Source organism: Sulfurisphaera ohwakuensis, assembly GCF_009729055.1.
Lineage (GTDB): Archaea > Thermoproteota > Thermoprotei_A > Sulfolobales > Sulfolobaceae > Sulfurisphaera > Sulfurisphaera ohwakuensis.
The window spans coordinates 2,276,369-2,301,299 of sequence record NZ_CP045484.1; the positions used below are offsets into that span (position 1 = coordinate 2,276,369).

General features: G+C 31.8%; 28 protein-coding genes. 11 read left to right on the forward strand and 17 right to left on the reverse strand.

Annotation, left to right across the window (positions count from 1 at the left end; genetic code table 11):
- The first annotated feature begins 122 nt into the window (after positions 1-122).
- On the forward strand, positions 123-596 hold the full coding sequence (locus D1869_RS12620; protein WP_156015398.1) for a hypothetical protein: 474 nt from the start codon (positions 123-125) through the stop codon (positions 594-596).
- 84 nt (positions 597-680) lie between these two features.
- Here the strand turns inward: D1869_RS12620 and D1869_RS12625 are convergent, their stop codons facing one another.
- Together D1869_RS12625 and D1869_RS12630 are read right to left on the reverse strand one after the other, a co-directional pair.
- Positions 681-1,397, reverse strand: coding sequence for a carbon-nitrogen hydrolase family protein (locus tag D1869_RS12625; RefSeq protein WP_156015399.1), 717 nt, complete (start codon positions 1,395-1,397; stop codon positions 681-683).
- Positions 1,394-2,521 (reverse strand): CBS domain-containing protein, encoded by a 1,128-nt coding sequence (locus tag D1869_RS12630; protein WP_156015400.1) that lies wholly within the window; start codon positions 2,519-2,521, stop codon positions 1,394-1,396. The genes D1869_RS12625 and D1869_RS12630 overlap by 4 nt, the downstream gene beginning before the upstream one ends.
- 53 nt (positions 2,522-2,574) lie before the next feature.
- Here D1869_RS12630 and D1869_RS12635 point away from each other — a divergent pair, with 53 nt between their 5' ends.
- On the forward strand, positions 2,575-3,627 hold the full coding sequence (locus tag D1869_RS12635) for an acetoin utilization protein AcuC (protein ID WP_156015401.1): 1,053 nt from the start codon (positions 2,575-2,577) through the stop codon (positions 3,625-3,627).
- On the opposite strand, the gene purT is transcribed toward D1869_RS12635, so the two are convergent.
- The gene (gene purT / locus D1869_RS12640) at positions 3,616-4,809 is read right to left on the reverse strand and encodes a formate-dependent phosphoribosylglycinamide formyltransferase (RefSeq protein ID WP_156015402.1); all 1,194 of its coding nucleotides are present in this window, start codon (positions 4,807-4,809) and stop codon (positions 3,616-3,618) included. The two genes, D1869_RS12635 and purT, sit on opposite strands and share 12 nt — an antisense overlap.
- Positions 4,810-4,862: 53 nt before the next feature.
- Positions 4,863-5,459, reverse strand: coding sequence for a hypothetical protein (locus tag D1869_RS12645; protein WP_156015403.1), 597 nt, complete (start codon positions 5,457-5,459; stop codon positions 4,863-4,865).
- A 48-nt stretch (positions 5,460-5,507) separates the two neighbouring features.
- On the opposite strand from D1869_RS12645, the gene D1869_RS12650 reads away from it, so the two are divergent.
- On the forward strand, positions 5,508-6,155 hold the full coding sequence (locus D1869_RS12650; RefSeq protein WP_156015404.1) for a diacylglycerol/polyprenol kinase family protein: 648 nt from the start codon (positions 5,508-5,510) through the stop codon (positions 6,153-6,155).
- Here D1869_RS12650 and D1869_RS12655 read toward each other — a convergent pair.
- Positions 6,129-6,758: a hypothetical protein gene (locus tag D1869_RS12655; RefSeq protein WP_221267103.1), complete on the reverse strand. Its 630-nt coding sequence runs from the start codon at positions 6,756-6,758 to the stop codon at positions 6,129-6,131. The genes D1869_RS12650 and D1869_RS12655 overlap by 27 nt on opposite strands.
- Before the next feature lie 101 nt (positions 6,759-6,859).
- Between D1869_RS12655 and D1869_RS12660 the strand changes: the two genes are divergently transcribed.
- Positions 6,860-7,300 carry a hypothetical protein gene (locus D1869_RS12660; protein WP_010980397.1) on the forward strand — a complete coding sequence of 147 codons (441 nt, stop codon included), beginning with the start codon at positions 6,860-6,862 and terminating at the stop codon, positions 7,298-7,300.
- Here the strand turns inward: D1869_RS12660 and D1869_RS12665 are convergent.
- The gene (locus D1869_RS12665; protein ID WP_156015405.1) at positions 7,288-8,265 is read right to left on the reverse strand and encodes an FAD-dependent oxidoreductase; all 978 of its coding nucleotides are present in this window, start codon (positions 8,263-8,265) and stop codon (positions 7,288-7,290) included. The genes D1869_RS12660 and D1869_RS12665 overlap by 13 nt on opposite strands.
- Positions 8,266-8,300: 35 nt before the next feature.
- Here D1869_RS12665 and D1869_RS12670 point away from each other — a divergent pair, with 35 nt between their 5' ends.
- A complete protein-coding gene (locus D1869_RS12670; RefSeq protein WP_156015406.1) occupies positions 8,301-9,104 on the forward strand; it encodes a hypothetical protein in 804 nt (267 codons plus the stop codon).
- Positions 9,088-9,624, forward strand: a complete 537-nt coding sequence (locus D1869_RS12675; protein ID WP_156015407.1) for a MogA/MoaB family molybdenum cofactor biosynthesis protein — start codon at positions 9,088-9,090, stop codon at positions 9,622-9,624. Before D1869_RS12670 ends, D1869_RS12675 begins: the two co-directional genes overlap by 17 nt.
- On the opposite strand, the gene D1869_RS12680 is transcribed toward D1869_RS12675, so the two are convergent.
- Positions 9,606-11,489: a 4Fe-4S dicluster domain-containing protein gene (locus D1869_RS12680; protein ID WP_184651014.1), complete on the reverse strand. Its 1,884-nt coding sequence runs from the start codon at positions 11,487-11,489 to the stop codon at positions 9,606-9,608. The two genes, D1869_RS12675 and D1869_RS12680, sit on opposite strands and share 19 nt — an antisense overlap.
- Before the next feature lie 48 nt (positions 11,490-11,537).
- On the reverse strand, positions 11,538-13,754 hold the full coding sequence (locus D1869_RS12685; protein WP_156015409.1) for a DEAD/DEAH box helicase: 2,217 nt from the start codon (positions 13,752-13,754) through the stop codon (positions 11,538-11,540).
- Positions 13,755-13,808: 54 nt separating this feature from the next.
- Here D1869_RS12685 and queC point away from each other — a divergent pair, with 54 nt between their 5' ends.
- Positions 13,809-15,191 carry a 7-cyano-7-deazaguanine synthase QueC gene (gene queC, locus D1869_RS12690; protein WP_156015410.1) on the forward strand — a complete coding sequence of 461 codons (1,383 nt, stop codon included), beginning with the start codon at positions 13,809-13,811 and terminating at the stop codon, positions 15,189-15,191.
- On the opposite strand, the gene sul7s is transcribed toward queC, so the two are convergent.
- A complete protein-coding gene (gene sul7s, locus D1869_RS12695) occupies positions 15,188-15,379 on the reverse strand; it encodes a winged-helix single-stranded DNA-binding protein Sul7s (RefSeq protein WP_231113625.1) in 192 nt (63 codons plus the stop codon). The genes queC and sul7s overlap by 4 nt on opposite strands.
- A gap of 87 nt (positions 15,380-15,466) precedes the next feature.
- Between sul7s and D1869_RS12700 the strand changes: the two genes are divergently transcribed.
- From D1869_RS12700 to D1869_RS12710, 3 genes are read left to right on the forward strand one after another with little or no spacing between them, the layout of a single operon-like run.
- On the forward strand, positions 15,467-15,832 hold the full coding sequence (locus D1869_RS12700) for a hypothetical protein (protein ID WP_156015412.1): 366 nt from the start codon (positions 15,467-15,469) through the stop codon (positions 15,830-15,832).
- 4 nt (positions 15,833-15,836) lie between these two features.
- Positions 15,837-16,319 (forward strand): AAA-associated domain-containing protein, encoded by a 483-nt coding sequence (locus D1869_RS12705; protein WP_156015413.1) that lies wholly within the window; start codon positions 15,837-15,839, stop codon positions 16,317-16,319.
- Between the two features lie 58 nt (positions 16,320-16,377).
- A complete protein-coding gene (locus D1869_RS12710; protein ID WP_156015414.1) occupies positions 16,378-17,121 on the forward strand; it encodes a VIT1/CCC1 transporter family protein in 744 nt (247 codons plus the stop codon).
- Here D1869_RS12710 and D1869_RS12715 read toward each other — a convergent pair.
- The 3 genes from D1869_RS12715 to D1869_RS12725 all read right to left on the reverse strand — a co-directional run bounded on the left by D1869_RS12715 (position 17,118) and on the right by D1869_RS12725 (position 19,445).
- Positions 17,118-18,044: an MBL fold metallo-hydrolase gene (locus D1869_RS12715; RefSeq protein ID WP_156015415.1), complete on the reverse strand. Its 927-nt coding sequence runs from the start codon at positions 18,042-18,044 to the stop codon at positions 17,118-17,120. The genes D1869_RS12710 and D1869_RS12715 overlap by 4 nt on opposite strands.
- A gap of 10 nt (positions 18,045-18,054) precedes the next feature.
- The gene (locus D1869_RS12720) at positions 18,055-18,303 is read right to left on the reverse strand and encodes a hypothetical protein (protein ID WP_052846774.1); all 249 of its coding nucleotides are present in this window, start codon (positions 18,301-18,303) and stop codon (positions 18,055-18,057) included.
- An 80-nt stretch (positions 18,304-18,383) separates the two neighbouring features.
- On the reverse strand, positions 18,384-19,445 hold the full coding sequence (locus tag D1869_RS12725; RefSeq protein ID WP_156015416.1) for a M24 family metallopeptidase: 1,062 nt from the start codon (positions 19,443-19,445) through the stop codon (positions 18,384-18,386).
- A gap of 34 nt (positions 19,446-19,479) precedes the next feature.
- Here D1869_RS12725 and D1869_RS12730 point away from each other — a divergent pair, with 34 nt between their 5' ends.
- Positions 19,480-20,469, forward strand: coding sequence for a histone deacetylase family protein (locus D1869_RS12730; protein ID WP_156015417.1), 990 nt, complete (start codon positions 19,480-19,482; stop codon positions 20,467-20,469).
- On the opposite strand, the gene D1869_RS12735 is transcribed toward D1869_RS12730, so the two are convergent.
- The 5 genes from D1869_RS12735 to thiD form a co-directional block, all read right to left on the reverse strand.
- On the reverse strand, positions 20,466-21,299 hold the full coding sequence (locus D1869_RS12735; protein ID WP_156015418.1) for a zinc ribbon domain-containing protein: 834 nt from the start codon (positions 21,297-21,299) through the stop codon (positions 20,466-20,468). The two genes, D1869_RS12730 and D1869_RS12735, sit on opposite strands and share 4 nt — an antisense overlap.
- Positions 21,300-21,330: 31 nt before the next feature.
- Complete coding sequence (locus D1869_RS12740) at positions 21,331-22,050, reverse strand: class II glutamine amidotransferase (protein ID WP_156015419.1); 720 nt, start codon at positions 22,048-22,050, stop codon at positions 21,331-21,333.
- Positions 22,043-22,741 carry an MBL fold metallo-hydrolase gene (locus tag D1869_RS12745; protein ID WP_156015420.1) on the reverse strand — a complete coding sequence of 233 codons (699 nt, stop codon included), beginning with the start codon at positions 22,739-22,741 and terminating at the stop codon, positions 22,043-22,045. Before D1869_RS12745 ends, D1869_RS12740 begins: the two co-directional genes overlap by 8 nt.
- Positions 22,742-22,828: 87 nt before the next feature.
- The gene (rbsK, locus tag D1869_RS12750; RefSeq protein ID WP_156015421.1) at positions 22,829-23,704 is read right to left on the reverse strand and encodes a ribokinase; all 876 of its coding nucleotides are present in this window, start codon (positions 23,702-23,704) and stop codon (positions 22,829-22,831) included.
- Complete coding sequence (thiD, locus tag D1869_RS12755) at positions 23,701-24,909, reverse strand: bifunctional hydroxymethylpyrimidine kinase/phosphomethylpyrimidine kinase (protein WP_184651015.1); 1,209 nt, start codon at positions 24,907-24,909, stop codon at positions 23,701-23,703. The genes rbsK and thiD overlap by 4 nt, the downstream gene beginning before the upstream one ends.
- Between the last annotated feature and the right edge of the window lie 22 nt (positions 24,910-24,931).

Here is a 24,931-nt window from a genome sequence, read left to right on the forward strand (position 1 = left end):
ATAAAGGTAGACATAGTCCATAATTTATATAGTTAAAAAATAGTTTAATTATAGCATTTCACTAGTGAAACAGAGTGAAATAGCGATATACATTTAAAAACGAAACGCTTTATCAAAGAGTGATGAAAACCCTATTAATTGGATTAATAGCAATGGTAGCTGTAGCTACAGGGATTTTTGTAGCTGGAGTGAACGGATATGGGCCAATAGCATATATCTCTTATCATGTGCAAGTAAGTAATTCTACATCTCAGATAATCCCGGCATATATTAATTTAGGAAACATAACTCCTGGAGAAAAAGGAAATATTACATCTAATGCTACTATAATTCTCTCAAGTAATGGAACTTATGTTATTCAACTACTTCATGTAGAGAAATTAAGTAAGGTATTCAGCGAGTTTAATATAACTATTGAAATAGGAAATAAAACATTATTACTTAATTTATATCAAACCAAAGTTAATGTTAATTTAACTGCAGGAAAATATATAGTTTATATAAAAATATTTTATCAAGTCTTAAACCATCCTAAGGGAGATCTTAACGTCATGAAAGAACCACTATTAATAATTCATCCAAAAGGTAATGAATAAAGTAAATTATTTTTTCTTTCTTTCAGTGTTTGTTTATGATGACCGCGTCCTTAACTGATTTATGAAGAGATCCACCGGGACTGATCATTCTAACTCCTTAATTTCAAAATGTTTATATTCTTTAAGTCTTTCAATTCTAAAACTCATATAGGAAAGAGGATTAATATCAATAACAATTTGTCCTTCTTTATCTCCTAATTCACCTATAGGTTTTGCCTCAATAAATCTTCCTCTGGGCGAAGGTACATATGCTATACTCATGCCTAAATACTCTGGAGGAGAAAAAGTATTTGCATTTACTAGTGCTATTCTATTTTCTAATACTCTTACTTTTAGGTATTCTCTCCATAAATCTATTCCATCTTTAGGAATTTTTGAGGGAACTAGCAATATTTCTACTCCTTTGAGAAACATTTCTCTAATTATTTCTGGGAAGTCTACATCATAACATATTGCTATTCCTATCTTTATTCCTCTGTATTTAAAAATTATAGCTGAACTACCTGAAAGCAATCTATTTTTTTCATCACCGAAGAGATGTATTTTCTTAGCTATAGCCTTTATTTCTCCATTAGGGTCAATTAAAGGAGAGATAATTGAGACTCCGTCTTCTACTGCCCCTGGTATAATATATGCTGTATATTTCTTAGCTAGCTGTTGAAAATTATGTAATGGTAAATCATCTAGTGTTTTTATCCATTTTTCTGGTAATAATACTATTTCTGCTCCAGATTTTAGAGACTCCTCAGTAAGATATAATGCATTACTTGTGTTTAATGGTTGTACTATACCAATCTTCAACCTTCCTCTGCCTTTGGCTTTCTTCCTTTTTCTTCAATTTTCTTTAACTCTCTAGTTACTCTTTCCTCCAATTTTTCTACGGCTTTCCTAACAGCAGTTACTGGATCCCAATCAGAATCTTTACTTATGAAATCACCAATTTTTGTCACTGCTCTTGCAGTTACTTGGTAAACTTTCTTATCCTGACTTTTAGCAACTTCTTTGAAGGTAACTTTAAAGTTTATCACTTCTGTTAGCTTTTCGAGTCTTGCCAAATATCTCTCTAGAATACCATCAATCATTGCTTTAACGTCTCCTTGCTTTAATTCACCACTCAATTTGGCTTCTATTGGCATTTCAAGTTCGAATTTCTTTGCAATAAGATTTACAACATCAATACCACTAAACATTCCCACTATCAAGTCTCCTTCAACGACCGGCATACCAGATATCTTTCTCTTTAATAAGGTCTCTAAGGCTTGTTTAACGTTCTGATTTCCATCTGTAGTAATAACTGGATATGTCATAATTTCTCTAACTGGGAGTGCCATCAATCTTTCTTCTTCAGTTAAAATTGATGACTTCTTTTTACCTCCCTCTGAATATAGTCTGTTTACAATATCTCTAGTAGTGACAATTCCTACAAGTTTCTTGTTTTCCAAGACAGGTAATTTAGATATATGATTATTACTCATAAGCCATCTAGCTCTTGCAACTGAATCATTAGCATCTATTGTAATAACCGGACTATTCATCACTTCTCTAACTTTTGCATCTGGTATCTCTCCCTTATTAAGATAATACGATAAAAATCCTTCCCTAGTTATAATCCCCACTAGTCGTTTCTTATCATCAACAACTATTAATGCTCTAGATTTGGTTGTATAAAATTTAGCTACAACTCTTGCTTCATCCTCACTTTCTAAGACATTATTAGAAGGTATCATTAAATTTATTACCTTAGATTCTGGACTGACTTTTCTTCTTAGTAATTCATTATAACTTATTACACCTATGACAACTTTATCTCTAACTACTGGAACAACCCATTGATTATTTTCTTGCATTTTAGAAATAACTTCTCTTACTCTATCACTATATGATGCAACTACCTTAGGCTCTTCCAAAAGCTCTTTTGGTATCATTAAGGAAAAATCCAGATGTGCATTTATATAGTTTTTCAACGAGTATAATATGTGTGCACAAGACAGCGTTTGTATGGGATGATAGATACTTAAACTATTCCTTCCCCGGTAACCATCCTTTTAAATCTCTAAGAGAGGCAATGACTAAGAAACTTTTAGAAGAAAGAGGGGCATTTCATGAAATAGATATACTGCCTCCTAAAATAATTAGCGAAGAATTATTATCTCTTATACATACAAAAGAATATATAGAATTTATTAAGAGAAAGAGTGAAGAGGGTTCTGGTTTACTGGATGAAGGAGATACTCCAGCGTTTAAAGGAATTTTTGAAGCTGCTCTCATTAGAGTGAGTGGTACTGTTACAGCTGTAGAGCTTCTACAATCTTATGATCATACTGTAAATATTGGGGGTGGATTTCATCATGCTAAAAGATCCCAAGCATCCGGTTTTTGTGTATTTAATGATGTAGCGTTAGCTATAAAGTTGGCAGAAAAAAGTTTCAAAAAAATTGCATTAGTGGATATTGATGGCCATCATGGTGATGGAACTCAATACTTGCTTTATGATGACCCAAACGTTCTGAAAGTCTCTCTTCATATGTTTCATCCTAGGTTTTTCCCGGGTACTGGAGATGAGTATGAAATAGGTTCTGGAGAGGGAAAAGGTATGACTATTAATATTCCGTTACCTCCTGGTACTGGAGATGATATGTATCTTTACGCATTTAATGAAATAGTTGTCCCAAAGATTAAGGAGTTTAAGCCAGATCTAATCTTTCTTCTTAATGGAGGAGACTCTTACTATGAAGATCCTCTTGTAGAGCTTAAACTTTCTACAAAAGGTTATCTTGAAGTAGTAAGAACTGTTCACTCGCTTGCTCATCAATTTGCTAATGGTAAGTTAGTTATGACAGGAGGTGGAGGATATAATTATGAAGCTACAGCAAGAATATGGGCTTTATCAATAGCAGAAATAGCTGGATTAGATTTTACTGAATTTGAAACTTTAGAGGATTGTTGTTTAATAGCTTCTAGTGAATTTGTCAAGAAAAGAGTATTAGAAATAGTAGATAAATTAAAGAAAATACATGGTCTAAGTAACTAGGACTAATGAAGCTGCTTTCCTTGCTTTTTCCTTTGCTTCCTCTACTGTATTACCAGTAGCTAATACCACTCCCATTCTTCTTTTATAATATGTGGATGGTTTCCCGAATAGCCTTATTTGAACACCAGGAATTTGCAAAGCTTTTTCTACATTTAAAAATTTAGGTGCCCATCCTTCATTGTTTGCTAAAATAACGTGTGCAGCAGCTGGTGAAACTATCTTCACCTCAGGTGTAGGTAAACCTAATGCACTCCTAACGTGAATTTGAAATTCATTAATATCCAGGCTTGCCATTGTAACCAAACCAGTGTCATGAGGCCTTGGGGATACTTCACTGAATAATACCCTATTCCCAGAGACTATTATTTCTACACCAAATATACCAAAACCACCTAATTCATTAACAACTCTTGTAGCATATTCTTGGGCTCTTTCTATTATATCTTTATCCACTGTTGAGGGGTGCCAAGATTCCACGTAATAATACACATCTGAAGGTCTTTGATGTTCAATTGGGGTAATTGTCTTAGTTACAACTCCTTTATCATCTAAATACCTATAGGTTAAAACTGTTAATTCTCTGTCAATTTTAACGTATTCTTCTACTATTACTTGTTCGCTTTTTCCTCTTGCGTGCGAAATAGCTTCTTTAAACTTTTGTTCTACTTCGGATTCATTATATATAACCTCATGTCCATGTCCACTAGAACTCATTTCTGGTTTTATCATACAAGGATATCCAATATCCTTACAAATTTTCTTTACTTCTTCTGGGTTTTCAGCGAAACCATACTGCGTTGTTGGTACTTTAACTTTCTCCGCTGCTAACTTCCTTAATTCAATCCTGTTCATGCAGATTTTTACAGCTTTAGCGTTAGGAATTACTTTGTATCCTTCACTTTCTAACTCTAATAACGCATCTGTGTTTATAGCTTCAATTTCTGTAATTATTGCGTCTGGGTTCTCTTTCTTTATTATACTCTTTATTGCGTTTCCGTCTAACATATTAACAACGTATTTTCTATGGGCTACGTGCATAGCTGGAGCCATGTCATACCTATCAACTACAATGGTTTCTATACCCATTCTTTGTGCTTCTATTACCATTTCTTTTCCTAATTCTCCTCCACCTAACCAGAGAAGTTTCTTTGCACCTTCAAATAAAGGGGTACCTATTTCCATGAGATCCATTTACTTAAACTGTGTAATAAATCTATCTTTTTCTTCTTAGTTTTTTACTTAATTATGTAAAAATCAATCCACTTAAGTAATCTCTCTGGATCTTTAACAAAATAGTAAAAACATAACCACTTATTCACTTTACAATTTCCACTCCAAGGAAACACTATTGCACCTACGGGAAATTTCTTTTCATACTCTCTTATTTGTTGATTATTATAATCTCCGACTTTTGCTTCTATTGCTATTTTTCCTTCCACAATAAAATCTGGTTTATTATGAATTTTTACGCCGTGCAAATAGTCATAGATTTTCTTGTTTCTCTCTACTTTATAATATTTCGAAAGAATGGAGAATACATATTCTTCAAACACATAACCAATTAGCTGGTTTAGTTTTAATCTTCTAGATCTAATGTCTGGATAAGCAAGTGCATAATTAGCATCAACTTTAACTCCAGTAATTTTTTCTAATTCATTCAATTTCTCTAATAACAAACTTTCGTCACCTAAAAAAGAAAAAGAATAGTTAGTTATTTCATTTCCGTTTTTATTAAAAACTTTAACACCAATTCTATCTACAATAACTATTATATCACCGTTGTCATGTGGAACTAATTTATTTCCATTCATTTTGTATAAAAATACTTGCATGACAGAATATAGGTGAACTTATAAATAAACAGAGATCTTTCTTATTGTATGCCTCTTTTGACATTAGCTGACATATTATGGGGAGTTATACTTACAATTTGGGTCGGTATTGTTACCTTATACATTTCTAAGATAATTAGCAAGTATACAAGTGTTTACGTAGCAAGAAAAGCCATTCATATGCTGGGTGGTGGTGTAGTTGCAGTAGTATCCCCATTTGTATTTACGTCTCCTCTGGTTCCTATTATAGCATCTTATACATTGATGACATACCTTATAGTAAGGAGGATCAAAGATGGTATTATGGGATGGTTCCAAGAAAAAGATAATTATGGAGAGATATTTTATACTTTCTCATATGGTACATTACTATTAATAATGTGGGTTATTGATGGAAATTATTGGTCTACTAAAGATGTTTTCATACCATTACTTCCCATACTTTATATGTCATTTGGCGATGGTGTTACTGGTATAATAAGGAATTATGTATATAAGCGAAGAGTAAAAGGTTTTTGGGGAAGTGTAGGGATGGCTATTGTGTGTATTCCTCTTGGTTATTATCTCTTTGGTCTTTATGGTGCTATTTCTGGTATAATAGCTACTGTAGTTGAAGCTCTTCCTTTAGTTGATGATAATTTAAGTATCCCATTTATTTCTTTCTTGTTCCTATATTCCGTCATAAAATTGTTTTAGATTATAAAAACTTTTATTATCTATAATATTTATTTTCATAATCTTAGAATTTATAGTAATAATTCCATTAATTTTACTATTTTTAACATCGTTTAATGTGATATCTGGAGTCCTGGAATATTTTCTTATCAGTCTCATTAGATTTCTAATTTCATCTTCCGATCTTTCATTTGGATCCTTTAGTAACTCCTTAGGAATTGGAGGTAAGTAAAATGAAGGAACAGCAATATAGAATTCATTCGCAATATTACTATAGCGAGATATTTTTAAAGCTAATCTGCTCATTAAGAATTCTTCTGGATTAATAGCATTAATGGGCGGAACATAACCAGTTTCCACTTCAATGCCAATATCTGTACCTTTAATTGCATAAATATCTATTACTCCTCCACTTACCTCTACTTCTACATAAACTCGAAATCCTCGATTAATTAGGAAGCCAGATAAAATAAGTTCTAAGATAGAATGGTTTATATTTAGAATTCCTACCTTACTTAAGCCTAATAACTTCTTGTAAATATCTTCTATATTCACATTTTTACCAAAGTAATTAGTCACTTTTTCATACATTATCTGTAAATCTTTAGAGTGATCTCCTCTCATTTTAATCACTCAGACTGGGAAGCGCTCTTCATCAGTCTGTAAACCGTCGTGTCATCATTAATTGAAAAATCATTTATCATTCAAGCTTAAAAATAATATACATGATAAGTTGGTTACTAGGTTCTCCTCCTCCACCTTGGCATTACCTAGATGATGTATTTCAAGAGTATAGTAATGTAGCTGTATATCTTAATGCTTATGGTAATATCGAGATTATAAAAGTCAGCGATATTGATGAATTTCATGCACCCACTTCAGTATTAATTAGTGGGTATTATTTGCTAACACTCAAACCATATTATATAAAGCTAAGGAAATTTGTTGCATTTCCAACTAGAAGATTACCAGTTATTAAGCGATTAATCAAATATCCTAGATGGAGGTCAATGGAATACTATTATAAAGACGAATTTCTAATTGGATGGTTAATATACGATTGCGATAACTGTAAAGAAAAACAAAGGCTCCATTTAGAAGTTAATGAAGAAATCATGTCTGATGATGAAATAGTAGAAAAGCATTTACAGATTTATAATTCATGAGGTTCTTTACCTAATTCAAAATCTGAGACGTTAGAGAAACGATCTATTATATATTCTTTCTCTTCTGTACCTTTTGTTATAAAGTCAACTAATAATTTAGCAATCCCAGGACCTACTTCTGCACCGTAACCGTTCAATCCACCTGCAATATAAATTTTATCAGTTATTCTACCGTAAACCGGTTTCATATCTGGAGTACCTTCACAATACCCTTCTCCTCTAAATAAAGGTCTCAATTCCCCAACTCTCTCAGTTGCCTTTTTAACTGGGGATAGATCTCCAAATCTCTTAGTAAAAGGATCACTTACTATGGTATCTCCATCTCCTACAATATTAAGCTTCATTCCTAATCCAAATAGAGGTCTTGAATAATATCCTAATTCATAGTCATATATAAATACTTTATCTAGAAGAGAATTAGTATTACTAGTAACCCATGCCCAGCAATAATACGATTTTAGAGGGAGTTTGAAATCAGTTATATAACTATTCCAGGCACCAGCAGTTAAAATTATAATATCAGCGTTTACTGTTTTACCATCAACTTCTACTACACTATTTTTTATTTTTGCTACTCCATCAATATAAGGTACTTTATCGATCAACTTTTTTATTGCTACAAGGCTATCGGTATTTTTTCCTATGATTGCATAAGAATTTAGCCAATTTATGTATTTTTCCTCTACGTTAAAACCATAGGATATCCAATCATCAATTATTTTCTTATCAATTTTTCCTATGGTATATGATGGATATTTAATTAAAGGAATTTTATACTTTTCATAAAATTTTTTACTTTCAATTGCTAACTCTATATCTTTTCCTTTAAGTAGAAGTGAGTGAATTAACGTAGGATAAAACTTTCTGAATCCAGATTCTACTACAATGACTGAATGACCAAGATCTTTTAGCATATAATATAAAGAACTTCCGATTATTCCTCTTCCTATTATTAGTATCTTCACAATTTTTAAAACCTAGCTAAGAGGATTAAAAACTAATGATTATTGAAGGATATATGTTGAAATATGCCAATATTATATGGGCTGTAAAAGGCTGCTTTCACCCTGAAGGTTATGCGGTAGCTGTTCCTAGAGTTTATAAAGGTAAAAAAATAAAGAAAATGAGTGAAGCTTTAAAAATAGTCAAAGAGAAATTCCCTTTCTTGTTAAGATACGTCCCAGAAATAGGCTTTGAAGTTCCATTAGTTCCGTTAAAAGATGCTATAGTATTTGATCCATTTAGCAAGGAAGTAGATGACGAATTACCAAGGAGATTTATAAGTTATTTTAAAGGAAAAATTGGAGTAACTGGAAGTTTATTATATTCAAATGAGTATAATGACATCGATCTTTTAAGCTTTGATGAATCACATTATATTACCCTTAAAGAATTAAGAGAAAAGGGAATTACAAGTCCTCTTAATAAAACAAATTTAGATGAAATAGAAATACTAGAAGAAGAAGATTTTAGAATACTTAAAGAGAAAAGGGTATTAGAAGGGGTGTATCAAGGTAAACCCTACACTTTTAAGATTGTAAAATGTGTTGATTTTGGTTACGTGATGAATAAAGAAGAATTCAAGGGTGTCATAAAAATTACCAAGGCAATAAAACCTTACTCGTTACCAGTTATTTACCTAACAGATTTAGGCTATTATTTAACTTCATTTAGAATAAGATTTGCTGAACTTAAAGAGGGGATTTCACTTTACGTTGTTGGTACATTGTTGAAAAGGGATAAATTCCTAGATTTAGATTTAGACATTGCTAAAGAGGTAAAGCTCTATGAGTCACGCCCATAAGAAGCATAAAGAAAATGCTCCTAAATCACTCAATTTCTATGTTATTACTATAAGTACCTCAAGATATGAAAAACTCTTAAAAAAAGAGCCGATAGTGGATGAATCCGGTGACATAATAAAGCAATTACTCATAGAAAATGGACATAAAATAATCGGCTATTCTTTAGTCCCAGACGATAAAATAAAAATTCTTAAGGCATTTACTGATGCTTTATCTATAGATGAAGTTGACGTCATAATCTCAACTGGAGGTACTGGTTATTCACCTACTGATATTACAGTAGAGACTATCAGAAAGCTTTTCGATAGAGAGATTGAAGGTTTTTCTGATGTCTTTAGGTTAGTTAGCTTTAACGACCCGGAAGTAAAAGCTGCTGCATACTTAACAAAAGCTTCAGCAGGAATTATAGATAAAAAAATAGTTTACTTATTACCTGGCTCACCAGACGCTGTGAAGTTAGCTCTTAAAGAGCTAATACTACCAGAAGTAGGCCACTTAGTTTATTTAGTAAGAAGTTGAACAATTTTTTCCTCTAAGATTTTCTTTTCTTCTGATGAGAATTCATCTATTCTATCTATGTAAAAATATAATATTAATGCCTCTTCTAATGGAATTTCCTTCAAAGCGTATAAGAATAAACTATCAGTCACTTCATGATATATATCATCTGCTATACCGTAGTACCATTTAGCATCGTCTAATAATTGAGCAGAGTTCTCAAGAGATTTCCTAATTTTTGAAGCTATTAGATCAACAATATTTAGGTTAATTTGCGGTATTACAATATCTAAAGGTGTCTTTATATTAAGCTTCTCCGAAGTAAAAGGACAAAGAGTAATTTCAGCATTTATTTTGCTTGGCATATTTTTATTGTTTAGCAAATCAAGAAAAGCAAAGCTGCATTTACTTGGTTTTATTTTCTTTTCTAAATCTCTAAAATAACAAGATATATGTAACTTACTTTTATCAATTTCAACATCAGACATTACATAATTTTCTATGTAGTCTATATCTAAAACTGAATAGCGTTTTAAAGGTTGTAAATAATAATACTCTTCTGGTGTTATAGTTATTATTAAGTTTATTCCGCTAAATTGATTAGAGAGTAATTTCCAGTCAATCTGATTTTTAACAAGTCTTTGAATATCTAAGTCTATATATTTTAATCCCACCTTTAATCCTTTAGAATATAAATACAATAATGATTTCAGTATTCTCTCTTCAAATCTACTACTTATAGGGGTAATTAGTATTACTTTTTCTGACTTCAGTTCTTTAAGCTTATTTTCCGTTCTAACATTACTTAAATCATATACGGCAGATTTAGAGATATCGGAAATTATATCTAGATTAGCAGGGCATACGTCTACGCATTTTCCACACATATGACAATTAATTTGAACTGACGATCCTAAACTTTGTAAAACATAAAACCCTAAGGGGGAGTAAATTTTTGATTTTGTGTATTCAACGTAAGGGCATACGTCTACGCATTTTCCACACATTATACAGCCATTTAAATTATTTTCACCAGAAGTATCTGAAAAGTTTGACAGTTCTACATTAGGAGGAAAGATAAGAGAAGTATTGGAATAAATAGAGAAATAAACCTTGTTAAAACTAATTCTTAGATATGCCTCTATCGAGTTTGTAATCTGATCTTTAATTTTATATAAATTATCAATTGTTGTTGTACCAAAATATCGATATTTATGAGGAAAACTAAGATCTTCATAAATTATTTTTCCGTCAGATAAATCAGTAATAAATTTCTTTAATAATTCCTCTCTTAATTTAGGATAAGTAGCACTTAGCTCAAATTTTCCATCTCTCCAAACTAATGTTATATCCCTAAATGGAGGTATACTACTACTAAACCATGATTTTAGCTTATAGTAAATAACGTCAAATTCTTGACTTGTTAAACTTTTCACTATCAACTCTTTATTTTCCTTCTTAACTAAGACTGCATAGATTATACCTCCTTTATATCTCCCAGTATACTTCTCTCCGTTTAAATAAGCTTCTACCTCAACTCTATCTTTGATAAATCTAAACTCATTAAACCCAAAGCCTGCATCACCATACTCAACAGATCCTCCAACGGAAAAATTCAAATTACCAAATAATTCTGGCTTAAACCCTATAACTTCTTTCCAAAGTGTTCCAGCTAAGATTCTTAGTTTATCATCTTTTTCTTCTATTCCCCTTAATGAAGTTAAATCTACTATAACTTTTCCCTCAACACCCCTTGAATATTCATATCTACCGATACCCTCAGTGATATTCTTCAGATCTTCCTCTGATTGTATAGTTATTATTTTTTCTGGAATTATTGAGGACCTTCTAGTTAAAGATAGTCTTGAGTAGAATAAGTTTAACATTCTACATAAGAGGTTTAATATAAGCATATAATAACTTTTCTACAAATTTTATACTATTGGATTTCCAAATAAGTCTTCTTCTTTATTAATACTAGTTCCTTTATTTTCTTTTAAAAATTTTATAAGTCTAAAGGATTTTTTCCTAGATAAAAATTTATTATTATTACCACAGTAAGGGCTATAAATACATTTGGGGCATCCATCCTCACAGTCACACTTACCAGTTATATCTAGTGAAATATCATAACTTTCTTCTAGTCTATCAAATAAAAGTTTACTAACACCACTTCCACCTACAACAGCATCATAAATAATTACATGACCGCTAGGATAACTTATGCCGGCTAAATCAGTTAATGAGGCACCTGCGGTAATTCTGGCTGCACTAATTAAAACATGCTCTGTAGCATGAAAAGCTTCAACTGCATCAAACTCACTAAATTCTGCCAAAATTGGATGCTTAATTATAATCCCTTTTGTTTGATAAGAAAATGTTATCGGTTCTTTATAATATCTCTCTTCTCTAGGTTTATTCTTCTTACTCATTATGTCATAAACTACAAAACCGTCAACCGAAATCATGATCTCAATTTCACCGTATTTTACTGGTAAACCTAATACTTCTTTACTTTCTATTTCTTTGAACGAAAGAAGATGCGTACTATATAAAGGTTTTGTATAATACGTTGTATCATCTGAAATCTTCCTAACTTTAACAGTTAAATGCGATAGATCAACACTTTCCACTATATAAGTTCTTTTAGATATGAGATAAATAGCCTCCGGATAAAGATCATAAAGCGCAACTGGTAATTCCCTTTCTCCGACTTTTTTATCACTCTCGTATATTTTCACCATAGGACCAGTAGATCTTATTGAAGTAGATTTAACAAATTTAACAAGTTCTGGTGTAGAGTAAGCATAATCTCCAGATATTTTCACTGGTAAGGAGCTAAGTGCCTTTACCCAAAGTTTAGGGAGCGTTGAAATTCTAACCTTTCCCTTTTCTACGACTAATGCTGCTGCATGAACTTTTATAACTTCCATATTTGTTGTGTCAAATGGCAAAGGAGTGAGCTTCCTATTAAAGAACTCTTGAGGCTTACGATTATAGTATGCGTCAATTGGATCATCTCCAAGAAGGGTAAAAACATAACCTATCTTATTCCTTCTTCCAGCTCTTCCTGCTCTTTGTAAATATTTAACGTAATTAGGGGGGTTTTCAGCCAATATAACAGCATCTAAGTCGCCTATATCTATACCTAGCTCTAAAGTAGGTGTAGCGACCACGCCCATTATTCTTCCTCTTTTAAAATCTTCCTCAACCTTTATCCTCTCTTCTGGGTTAATACCAGCTCTATGCACTGGGATATCAAATCCGAATCTCTTTATTATTTTTCCTAAAACTTCCGCCATTTGTTGAGAGTCAACAAAGATTAAAACCTTAAGCCCTTTTTTCATCAGTAATGAAGCTAAATAACCCGTAATAGTCCATCTACTTAAAGAACCTACATCTAAAAGAACATGAAAAGCAACACCTTTTCTTCTATTAGTACCTTGAATTATTTCTCCTTTTACACCAAATAACTCTTCAAATAAGTATTGAGACGCACCTATAGTTGCACTAGATGCCATAACATGGTAATCCCCGAATTCCCTAATTCTATCGCTAATCATTCTAAGATGTGAACCTAATACACCTTCGTAAACGTGAACCTCATCAAAGACAAAATGTTCTGTTGTTCTTAATAATCTTCTAAATCTGTTGCTTAATGCTAATCCTATATGAATCATATCAGGGTTAGTTATTAGAATATCAGGCGGATTCTCATATAGTCTCTCCCTCTCTTTTTCTGGGGTATCTCCATCAAAAACACCTACAGTAACGCCTAATTCTGTTGTAAACTTAAGAATTCTTTCAAGTTGATCTCTAGCTAGAGCTTTTGTGGGATAAACTAAAACGCTCCTTTCGCCTCTTAAAGAAAATTCAAGAGTTGGTATTAAGAAAGCTTCAGTTTTACCGGTTCCTGTACCAGATACTATCATAACGTTCTTTTTATCTAAAATTTTATGCAACGCCTCTTCCTGGTATTTATAAAGTTTTTCAATTCCGTGTTTTTTAAGGCTATCCTTTATTTTACTACTAATGTTAAGAGTATCTACAGAATCACCGAATTCGGGATCAAGCGCAGTTTCTGTGTAAACATGTCTAATTTTAACGTTAAAGTAGTCTAAAGCATTCTTTACTTCATCAATTATATCCATAAATAACAAGATTGTGATAAGAAAATTTATTTTTAAATCCTCCATTATACGAGTGTGTGTAGTGTAACTGGAGTACTAATAATTAAACCAGAAAATTATGAAAAAATAGAAAAGAAGCTTATTCATATTCTCAAGAAGGCAGAGGATAGAGGAAGGGATAGTTTTGGTGTTATAGTTATAGAGAAAGATGGAAGTATAAAAAAAGTTAAAGCTTTGGGGAGACCATCAACTCAAGAGGAGAAGTTATATGGTATATTAGATGAGAATTCTAAGGTAATAATAGCTAATAATAGAGCAGAACCAACCACAGAATATGTAAGACAAAAGACAGAAGAGGATATTCAACCCTTTGAGGGAGAAAGATATATAGTTACTCATAATGGAATAATTGCTAACGACTTAGAATTAGAGAAAAAATATAATGTAATAAGGAGAACTAAAATAGATAGTGCAGTAATTCCACCGATTTTAGATAAACATTGGAATGGAGAAATAGAACAATTAAAGAAAATACTAAATGACATTAAAGGGAGTTTTGCGTTTATAATAGGTGATAAGAAGAGACCCGATAGAATCTACATTGCTCAGAATTTTAAGCCAGCGTATATGATGTACGATAGAGAGTTAGGTGCTATATTCTTTACATCTCTTGATGATTACTTTGATGCCTCTCCATTCGATTCAGTAACAAAATTAGACCCTTACTCTATAGTAGAAGTTAATGACAAAATGGAAATTAGAAAAGTTCAATTACTTGATAAGAAGATTAGAAAGGTTCTTGTAATTGCAAGTGGTGGATTAGATTCCACTGTAGCTGCAACATACTTACTAAGGCAAGGATATGAAATCACTCTTTTACATTTTAACTATCATCATAAGGCTGAAGAGAGAGAAAGAGAAGCTGTAAAGAAGATTGCAGAATATTTACAAGTACCATTAATAGAGATTAACACTGATTTGTTTAAAATTATAGGGCATACTACATTACTTAAGGGTGGTGGAGAAATTGTTAAAGAAAGATTTGGAGAAGAGGGTGCAGAATTTGCTCATGAATGGGTACCAGCAAGGAATTTGATCTTCTATTCGGTTGCTTTAGCATTAGCTGAGGCTTATGGGTATGATGCTATAGCTTCTGGAATAAATCTTGAAGAAGCTGGAGCTTATCCAGATAATGAAATGGAGTTTGTAAGATTATTTGCTAAACTATCTCCTTATGCTACTGGACCTAATAAAAAAGTTGAAGTTTTGATGCCAGTAGGCAATTTAGTAAAGCATGAAATTGTGAAACTTGGTGTCGAAATAGGTGCTCCACTTCATCTGACATGGAGTTGCTACGAAGGGGGACAAAAACATTGTGGAAAATGTGGACCTTGCTATATGAGGAAGACTGCATTTAAAATTAATGGACTTAATGATCCAGTAGAATATGAAAGCTAGCCTTGATAATAGAAATATCTCCCTTTTCTTATCACTTTATTCTCTCTCATTAGTTGAACTAGTGCTGAATTAACTTCAGAAGCTGGAAAATTAACATATTTTATTAAATCGCTAAATGTTATCCATTCTCTTTCTTTTAATATTTTTTCAACAATGTTTTTTATTTCCTCATTTTTACTTGAATCCATACCCATCTAATCTGTTCCGTTCCAAATAAATTTTGTGCCAAGTTGAAGAAGCAATAAGAATATATACTGTGTATTAAAAATATCCATATGAAGTTATTTATTCCCATGATAGGTAGTGCTATAGCATTATCACTAGGCGGAATTTTACTTATAAATAAGGTTCCTTTTATTATATCTCTAGGAACTTTAATAGCCGTTTTATTATTTCTTACTTCATCTCTTCTTATCTATAAAGAGCATAAATCCGGTTATTATCTTGGTCTTGTTCTTAGCATTTTATCTATATTAGCTTCTGCGACTTCAACAACTCATGATAGAGCTTTATTAGCATTTGGTTCTTCTTTATATATTTCTATTTTAGATATATTAATGCTATTAGGTTTCTATTTTTTCCCAGTTCTTTATATTATACTTTTTGCAAAAAAGTTAAAAAGGAGTATGACTAATAAGTAAAGTAATGCAGACTCAAGTACCTATACTGTCACCTTCAGCTAGAGTAGCAGATTTGTTAGGTTTATTGACAGTATTATATAATAGTTTTGAAGGCAAAACAGACATTTACCTACTAGAGAAAGAATTAGAAGTGGACATAGATGATTTTATGCCCATAGTTTATGCTGCTAATACTCTAGGATTTGTAACAATAGGGGACGGGGATATAATAATAACAGATAAAGGGATAGAATTTTTAAAAGGAAACATAAGAAAAAGAAAAGAACTGTTAAGAGAATCTTTACATAAAATTGAACCTTTTGCTACAGCTAAAGAACTTGGAAAGTTTAATATTGAGGAATTACTAGGAAAATTGGAAGAAAAAGGAATTACAGCTTATTCTGGTCCTTCAGGATATCATGATTTGCAAGTTATTTTAGCAGAATGGGGTGTATATTCTGGATTCCTAAAATTAGTTGACGATGAATATGAGGTAACAATTAGTTAATTTACGATATGGCGTAATCCAAGAATGTTTTATAAGGTTTTGTTAAAAACTGTAAATCATGGAGAATGAAAAAGTAGAAGAACCCGTACTACATTATACTCATGAAGCTGATGTATTTAGAACTAGAGTATTTGGTATCCAGGATGGACTTATTGGTGTAGGAGCCATAGCTCTAGGTGCAGCTGGGTATTCTCAAGATCCCTTGCTTGTATTAGTTACTGGATTGATCGCAACTATAGCACAAGCTTTTTCTATGGGTATTGGTGAGTACATATCTACGAGGGTAAGAAATCAAATAATAGAAAATGAAATACAAAAAGAACGTTATGAAATTGAAAAATATCCTGAAAAAGAGAAAGAAGAACTTAAGCAATTTTACTTAAGTAAAGGATTACCTGAAAAGGAGGCTGAAGAAATTGCTGAAAGGCTAATGAAAAATAAGGATATTGTTCTTCATGAAATGATGATCCATGAATTAAAACTATTTCCAGAAGAATTTGAGAAACCAGTGAAATTAGGTTTTATTATGGCTTTATATTTAATTATTGGTGGGTTAATTCCCTTAGTTCCATTTATTTTATCCTTATTTGTAAAAATTCCCTTTATGTTTTCTATAATTTCCTCCATTCTTCTTGTTTTATTAACCCTAGGTGTATTTGGTTCAATGACTAGTAAGTATACTGGATTAAGTAAATTTAGAGGTGCATTTGAACAGATAGGAACTGGATTATTAGCACTCGTTGGTAGTTATATTGGTGGTGCAATAATTGGCTACTTTTTACCAATTCATGTTGCTATTTAATTATCTCCAGCATGTAATAATTTAGCTAATCCTCTAGGAATCTTAGCTGGTTTATTTTCTTTTTTGAATAGTTCCCTTCTATGAGCTTCAAGTAGATTTGGTTCTAGCCCTAAATATTCAGCCGCTGAGATTACCTTAACTCCAAAATCTTTTGCCACCTCTTTTACTGGTTTTAATACATTTTCATGATTTAAATCCCTTAACACGTGATGATCGATTATAGCGTATTGAAGTCCGTTCTTTACTATAGACTCCATATTTTTTATTGATTTATCTAAGTCTTCTTCTGACAAAGCTCTACCTAATAAATAACTCAGTGGTCCGTCTATTATGATAAAATTAGGTGAGATTTTTTTGGTAAAATCTAAATGTTGTTCTTTTGGAGCTCCCTCGATATCAGATGTAAAAAGCACTGTACCATCTTTGTCGTTTATACCCAGCTGAATAACATAACCAAGTCTTTCATCTGCTCCATGAGGTACAGCTTTTGAAAAAATTAATTTTGTTGAACCGAAAATAAATTCTTTTCCATCTGCTACTTCTATTTTACTAGGAATATCTTTCAATGCTCTAAGAAACTTAGGTGCTCTTCTATATTTCTGACTATTATTTATGTTGTTTGTTGGATCTTTAATAAAGACCATTTTATTACTGTATATCTCAATTGGAATAACATAACCTGGATCGTGGTGATCATAATGATAGTGTGTTATGACTATAATGTCTACATCCTTAGATATTTCATAGATTTTTTTTGCTAATTCAGTCAACTTGTTTACTTCTAATTGGTGAGGAGGAAGTCCATATCTTCTTGGAGCTAAAGATACTGCGGGATCAATTAGAATTCTAACATCCTTAGTTTCAACTAAGGTTGCTTGTGACCTAACTCCCAGGCTCTCAAATGCTAATGGAGTAACTTTCATCTTTTCACAATTATAATCTTATGCTACTAATGTCTAATATTGCTTCTCTTAATCTTCTCTTGAATTCTTCTAAATCTTGATATGCTAATCTAAGTCCATAATTTGTGTTTTTCTTTTCCATGTATTTTCCTACCCCATATAATGTTAAGCCAGATATTGTAGTTAGATGGAAGGGATCATCAAGTCCAAAAGCTATAAACTTTCCCACAGCTTGTAACGTTTTTCCTTTTGGTTCATAATCACCTAAAATTTCTTTCATATAAAATAAATTTTGTTTTACTAGATATAAGAAGTATGGGAATATAATATGGTATTTGCTTGTCGAAAACTATTTGAGTATTATACGATAAAAATCTCTTCTTTCTGTAAATTATTCATTACAACAGCCTTACTATTGACATAAACCATATCCTCTATTCTAATACCAAATTTCTCCGGAAGATAAATTCCAGGTTCAATTGTAAATACCATATTTTTCTCAATCTTTCTCTTATAATTCGGTGCAATATAAGGTTCCTCATGAACATCAATCCCAATTCCATGCCCAGTTCTGTGTATGAAATATTTACCGAAACCATAGTTTGTTATAACTTGTCTTGCAACTTTATCTATCTCACAAGCTTGTACATTTTCTTTTATCATATCTTCTGCCTTTTGTTGTGCTTCCTTAACTATTTCAAAGATTTTTACTATTTCTTCAATAGGTTTTCCAATACTAACTACCCTAGTAGTATCAGTAGAATACCCCTTATATTTTATTCCAAAGTCAAAAATCAGTATATCTCCTTGTTTTATTTCTCTAGTGGTAGATCTTAAGTGTGGCATAGATGTATTAGGTCCAGAAGTTACTATTGGTTCGAAAGACGCACCATCAGCACCATTATTTAGGAATTCGTCCACTAGCATTTTAGCTATTTTCTTCTCATTCAAACCTGGCTTTATGTGATTTATTGTATTGAGAAATGATTTCTCAGCTATTCTAACTCCTTCCTTCATTATTTCAATTTCTTCATCTTGTTTAATTATTCGTAATTCCTTCATTATTTCATTTGCCTTAATAATTTGTGAAGGTGAAAAATTATTTATTATATCTATTGTAAATGAGGACCAAAGAGTGTCATCAATTGCAATACTTTTCCCCTTTTCAATATTTAGTTTCTTGTAAGGATTTTCATCATCAGAATAACTTACGACCGGTATGTTAAAATGAGATAATTGTTCTTCATAAAGTTTGGGAGCTAAAAAGTAAACGTTCCAACTATCTATTATAAGAAATAATGGTCTTTCCATTTGTTCTTCAGTAAATCCGGTTAAATAAAACATGTTACTACCAGGCCCAAGAATTACATAATCAATCATTCTCTCTTTCATTAGTTCTCTGAGTCTAGTTATCCTCTTCATATAGCTTTTTAAGCAAAAGCCCTATATAACTTCTGTGTCTTTAATACCACTAATTTATTCAGATGTTTATTTATTACATAGACCTAAATATACGCATTCAGAGAATCCAGATAGAATAAAACGTGCTCTGGAAGAGTTAAAAGATTATCCCAAAATTTCCCCACAAAAAGTATCTGAAGAAGAAGTTAAATTAATTCATGATGAAGATTACATTAACCTAGTTAAATCATCTAGCAAGAAGGAAAGTATGATTGATGCAGACACTTACACTAGCAAAGAAACATTTGATGTGGCACTCTACGCTCTAGGTGGGGCATTAAAAGCATTTGAGACTAATGGGTTTGCTTTGTTAAGACCACCAGGTCATCATGCTGGTAGGTTTGGAAAAGCATTTGGTGCCCCAACACTAGGTTTCTGTATTTTCAATAATATCGCTTTTCCCATAAGAAAATACGCCTTAACGAAGGTGTTAATTATCGATTTTGATGTGCATTATGGTAACGGAACTCAAGATATATTCTGGAACGATCCGGAGGTTGTACATATAGATATTCATCAAGATCCAAGAACTATATATCCTGGTACTGGATTCCCAGATATGATAGGAGGAAAAGATGCTGAAGGCACAAAGATTAATCTATTAATTCCACCGTTAGGAGGAGATGATTTATATGAAGAGTTAATACCTATCATACAATCTGTAATTGATGACTTTAAACCTAAAATAATAGCCTATTCTGCTGGTTTCGATGCTTTTGAGGGTGATGGGCTTGCTAGTGTAAGAGCTACTGAGTGGACATATTATAATATGGGTTTACTCTCAAATAGATTTGAAAGGAAATATGCAGTTCTAGAAGGTGGTTATGGTGTAGGTTTAATAAGAGGACTTAAGGCATTTATATACGGATTACAAGGAGAAAAGAAGGTATATCCTAAAAATACATCATCAGATGCTGTTAAGAGTAGATTCAGAAATTATCTATCTGAAGAAAAGAGGATATTAAGAGAATTCTGGAAAATTTAACAGGTATAATAGCATTTTAATGCTAAATTGTATGCAGCATTAAAGTCTCTATCTGCTTTGAATCCACATGCTGGACATACAAATAAAGGTCCTAAAACTTCTCCTTTTTTGAATCCACAGTTTGAGCAAATTTTACTTGTATTATAAGGATCAACTAACTTATACTTTATACCCCTAGAATATAATTGTTGTTCTAGTTCTATTTCAATATTTCTTAAAGTATTTCCAACCTTATTTTCAAATATTCTTAAATCTTCTAAAGCTACGATTTTAGGGTTTAACTCATCAATGAAATTTACTATATCGCTTATTACCTTTTTAACCTTATTTCTAATATTTTTTATTTCACTAACCCCTTGAGGATTTCCTAATATTTTAATCATTTCATCAGTGATCAGTTCTTTTCCCCAAAACCTAGTCTTCCATAGTTTTCCGTTTCTCAAAGCTACAATTGTAATTAAATGTCTCACTCCAATATCTACCCCCACAATAGATCGAGGTTTTTCATATGCTAAGTAAACCTTAATGTTGTTTGTAAAATCGATAACCGCGTATAGTGGTATCTCTTCTCTTTCACTTTTTACTATTGCATTTATTCCTTTTAATCTATAGGGATTATTACCTACTATTTCTATTGGTCCATATTTCACTTCATTAGAATTTAATGCTAAATAGTACAATTCTTTTGGTATATTATGTGGTGGTGGTCCTACATCTTGTCCTTTCATTTTCAAAATTTTCGAATATTGCCTTATAAATTGGACTTCCTTGTATAATTCCCTCAATGTTCCGTAATCTATAATTTTAGCTTCAACTAATTCCTCGTTCATAAATATAAATTTGATTATCTATTTAAATGTTTTAGCCAGATATTTCATTAATTGAGCTAAAACTTAATTCTTCAACATTCTTACCTAAATAGTATCCAACAGTAGATGAAAATATATAGTTTTCATATCTATAAAGTTTATAATATTCTTCAATTTCTTTCATTCTATTTTTATTATAATAATATCCAACAAATATTCTAGGACCTTCTTGGTTATTAAAAGTTAGTAATGCAGAATTAAGACTAGAGGCGTACTGAGAAAGAGTACTTAACGTCTCCAAATAAGCAGTTTTAAAATCATTCTTCAAGGAATAATTTTTTATTATTTCTAGGAAAAACAAATAACTATCAGTTGAAGGGTAGTTAGGCTCAGAAAATGCCTTTCTATTTATAGAACCATTATGAGCGAAATATAAATCATGTGTGGATAATCTATAATAGTAGGGATGATTATGCCTTACACCTAAAAGGAAGTTTTTCCCTGCTTTCCTAGCATGAAATATAGCATATATCTCATCTCCCTTAAGCAAACTTAAGTAATCAAAAAATAGAGGATCTTCATAAATAGGCTCATTAGTCTTGTAATAAAGTACTTTCCACTTACCATTTTTTGAAATAAGTGCTATAAATCCCCAGCCATCTGAATGTGAACCATATTTGAAATATACGTCATTCTTGCTGGCACTTAGAAAAGCTTTCAAAACTTCAAAATTTGGCTCTCCTTTTGCTTTAAAAGCAAGAATTCTACACATCTACCATCATACCATCATGAGCTATAATATAACCCTTTGCTATTTCTTTAACTTGATTTTCTATTTGGGCTGGAATATGTGTTATAATTAATTTATTGCGATCATACATCTCTATGAGTTGCTTCACTGAAGTATGTCCATATTGCCTACAATCATCTATACAACTACCTTCATGTATAATAAGGTCTGCATCTTTTGCTTCATCTAATACAGTTTCGCAAGGTTCCAAAGTATCTCCAGTGTAAATAATCTTCTTTTCACCATCTGTTATTATATAAGAAACAGCATAAATACTATGGCATGCTTCAACGGAATATATCTCTAGATCACTAATTTTAGCTTTTGGAAGTTCATTCTCTATTGTATTTGCTGAAATGTTATTGCCACTTTTAACATATGAATCTAAGACTTTAAGAATTCCTGGTGGCGAATAAACTTGTATTTCTTTCATTCTTAATATTTTTCTTTGAACTAAATGGTCAAATAATCCATTTATATGATCTATATGAAGATGTGTAATGAATATTGCTTCGAAATCTAAGAGGTTCAAATCCTCAATCTTAAAATTCGCTCCAGTGCCTAAATCTAGTAATACAGAAGTTCCTTCATTACTTTTAATATATATAGAAGATTTTACCCTCTTTGAACCATAAGTTGCCCCGGCTCCAGTACCTATAAATATAATCTTCACAGATCATCCCTCTCATTAATATCAACTAGGTCGTCACAACAAAGACCTATACACTCGTGTCCTTCTGCTTCTTTTTCTTCCTTATTATTAATTCTCATTTTCTTCTTCAATTAAATCCTTCACCTCTTCATATTTAGGTCCTAAAGCTCCAATAATTGTAGTTGAATATGAAGCTAATTTATTTGCTATTCTTACAGCTGTTCTAAGATCATAATTTTTCTCTAGATACACAGCAAGTGCTGCATTAAACACGTCTCCTGCACCAGTAGTGTCAATAGGATTTACTTTTATAGTAGGTACTAAAATTTTTTCATGCTTGGTTGCTATTAATGCACCTCTTTCTCCCAGTGTAATTATAACTGCTTTTTTTACTTTCTTTAGCAATAATTGAATCCCAGATTCAATATCATCAGTATTTGTGAGCTCCTTAAATTCTATTTCATTAGGAGTTAAAATATCAACATAATCCAAAATCGAGAAATCCTTAAGTATTGCTGGTGCAGGATTTAAGATTCTTATTCCATTAAATTCCTTAAGTGCTTTCTTCACAACTCTTTCCTCTATCTCAAGTTGGGTAAGCAAAATATTTCCAGATAACGCATTATCTATATCCTCTTCATTTAAAAGGGCATTGGCACCCCTATTTACAACTATCATATTTTCTCCCCTTGAATTCACAATTATGTATGCTGAACCGGTTACACTATTTTTTATTTTTACATATGCTGTATCAATTCCTTCATCTTCCCAAAATCTTATTGCATTTTTCCCAAATTCATCATTACCTACTGCAGCTATTATTCTAACTTTTGACCTAAGCCTTGATGCAGATACTGCTTGATTTGATCCTTTTCCCCCATGATTTATATAGATTTCTTTTGCAAACACAGTTTCTCCTTCATTTGGAAATTCTTCTACTTTAAGAATAAAATCTACATTATAACTTCCCACAACGGTAATCATAACTCTTTAATCCTCCTAAGTTTTTGTAAAATCTCATCTATTGAGTTACCTACTAAATAAACTCCTCCATCAAGCATTACAATATCACTATCTAAGCCACTCTCAGATATTTTTAACAATCCTTTTTCTGAAGCATTAAGAACTTTTCTAGTTAAAGCAATAGAAATACAAACTCTTTTATTAATCTTTTTTATCTTTGTGCTTATATCATTTTCTATATTAATTAAAATAGGCCCATCCAATTTTATCTTATTTAGATATTTTATTATTCCTCCAGCTAACGTAGCGACATCTCCATAATCGGTTAAAAATGCAACATTGCTTTTAGTATTATCTTCAATCACTTGTAAAAGTAATGATGGATCTTTCTCAAATTCCCACAACAATCTTTCAAGTTCTTCTCTTGCGAATTCCCTTTGTAATATTCTGTCTATTGGTGCAAAAGGATCCACTGGACCATGACCTTGGCCTAAATCTAAGGAGTATTTTATACTTATTGTAACATATTCTTTAGCTTTTATCAACGCATCTTCTAGTTTTTCTCCTTTAGCCAAATATGCTGTTAAAGAAGCAGAAAATACATCACCACTTCCATGTGTATTTTTTGTGTTTATAGATTCTCCCTCTAATTCTAACTCTTTTCCATCTACTATTGCAAAATCAAATCCACCAACATGACTTCCTCCTTTTACTATTACATTCACATTGAACATTTCATAAAGTTTCCTAGTTGCTTCTATGAGTGTTTTCTTATCAGTTATTTTTATTCCAGACAATTTTTCAGCTTCAAATTTATTTGGAGTAATTATTAGTGAGTGCTTAATAAGCTTCTTTAATGCATCAATAGTATCCTCAGTAACTAGAGGTGCACCAGACTTAGCTATCATAACTGGATCTAGCACTAGAGATATGTTATATTGTATGACTTTATTCATGACAGCATTAATTACCTTACTAGAAGCTAACATTCCAGTTTTTGCATATTTTGGTTTTAAATCTACCATTACCGCATCAAATTGTGCCTCAATAAATTCAGGTGGAACTTCTAAAACATTGGTAACAGAAAAAGTATTTTGTGCTGTTAACCCTGTTACAATAACAGTTCCAAAGACACCTAAACTAGTAAAAGTTTTAAGATCTGCTTGAAGCCCTGCACCACCACCCGAATCACTACCAGCTATTGTCATTGCTACTGGTCTAATCATGAGATAAGAATAAGAATAAAAG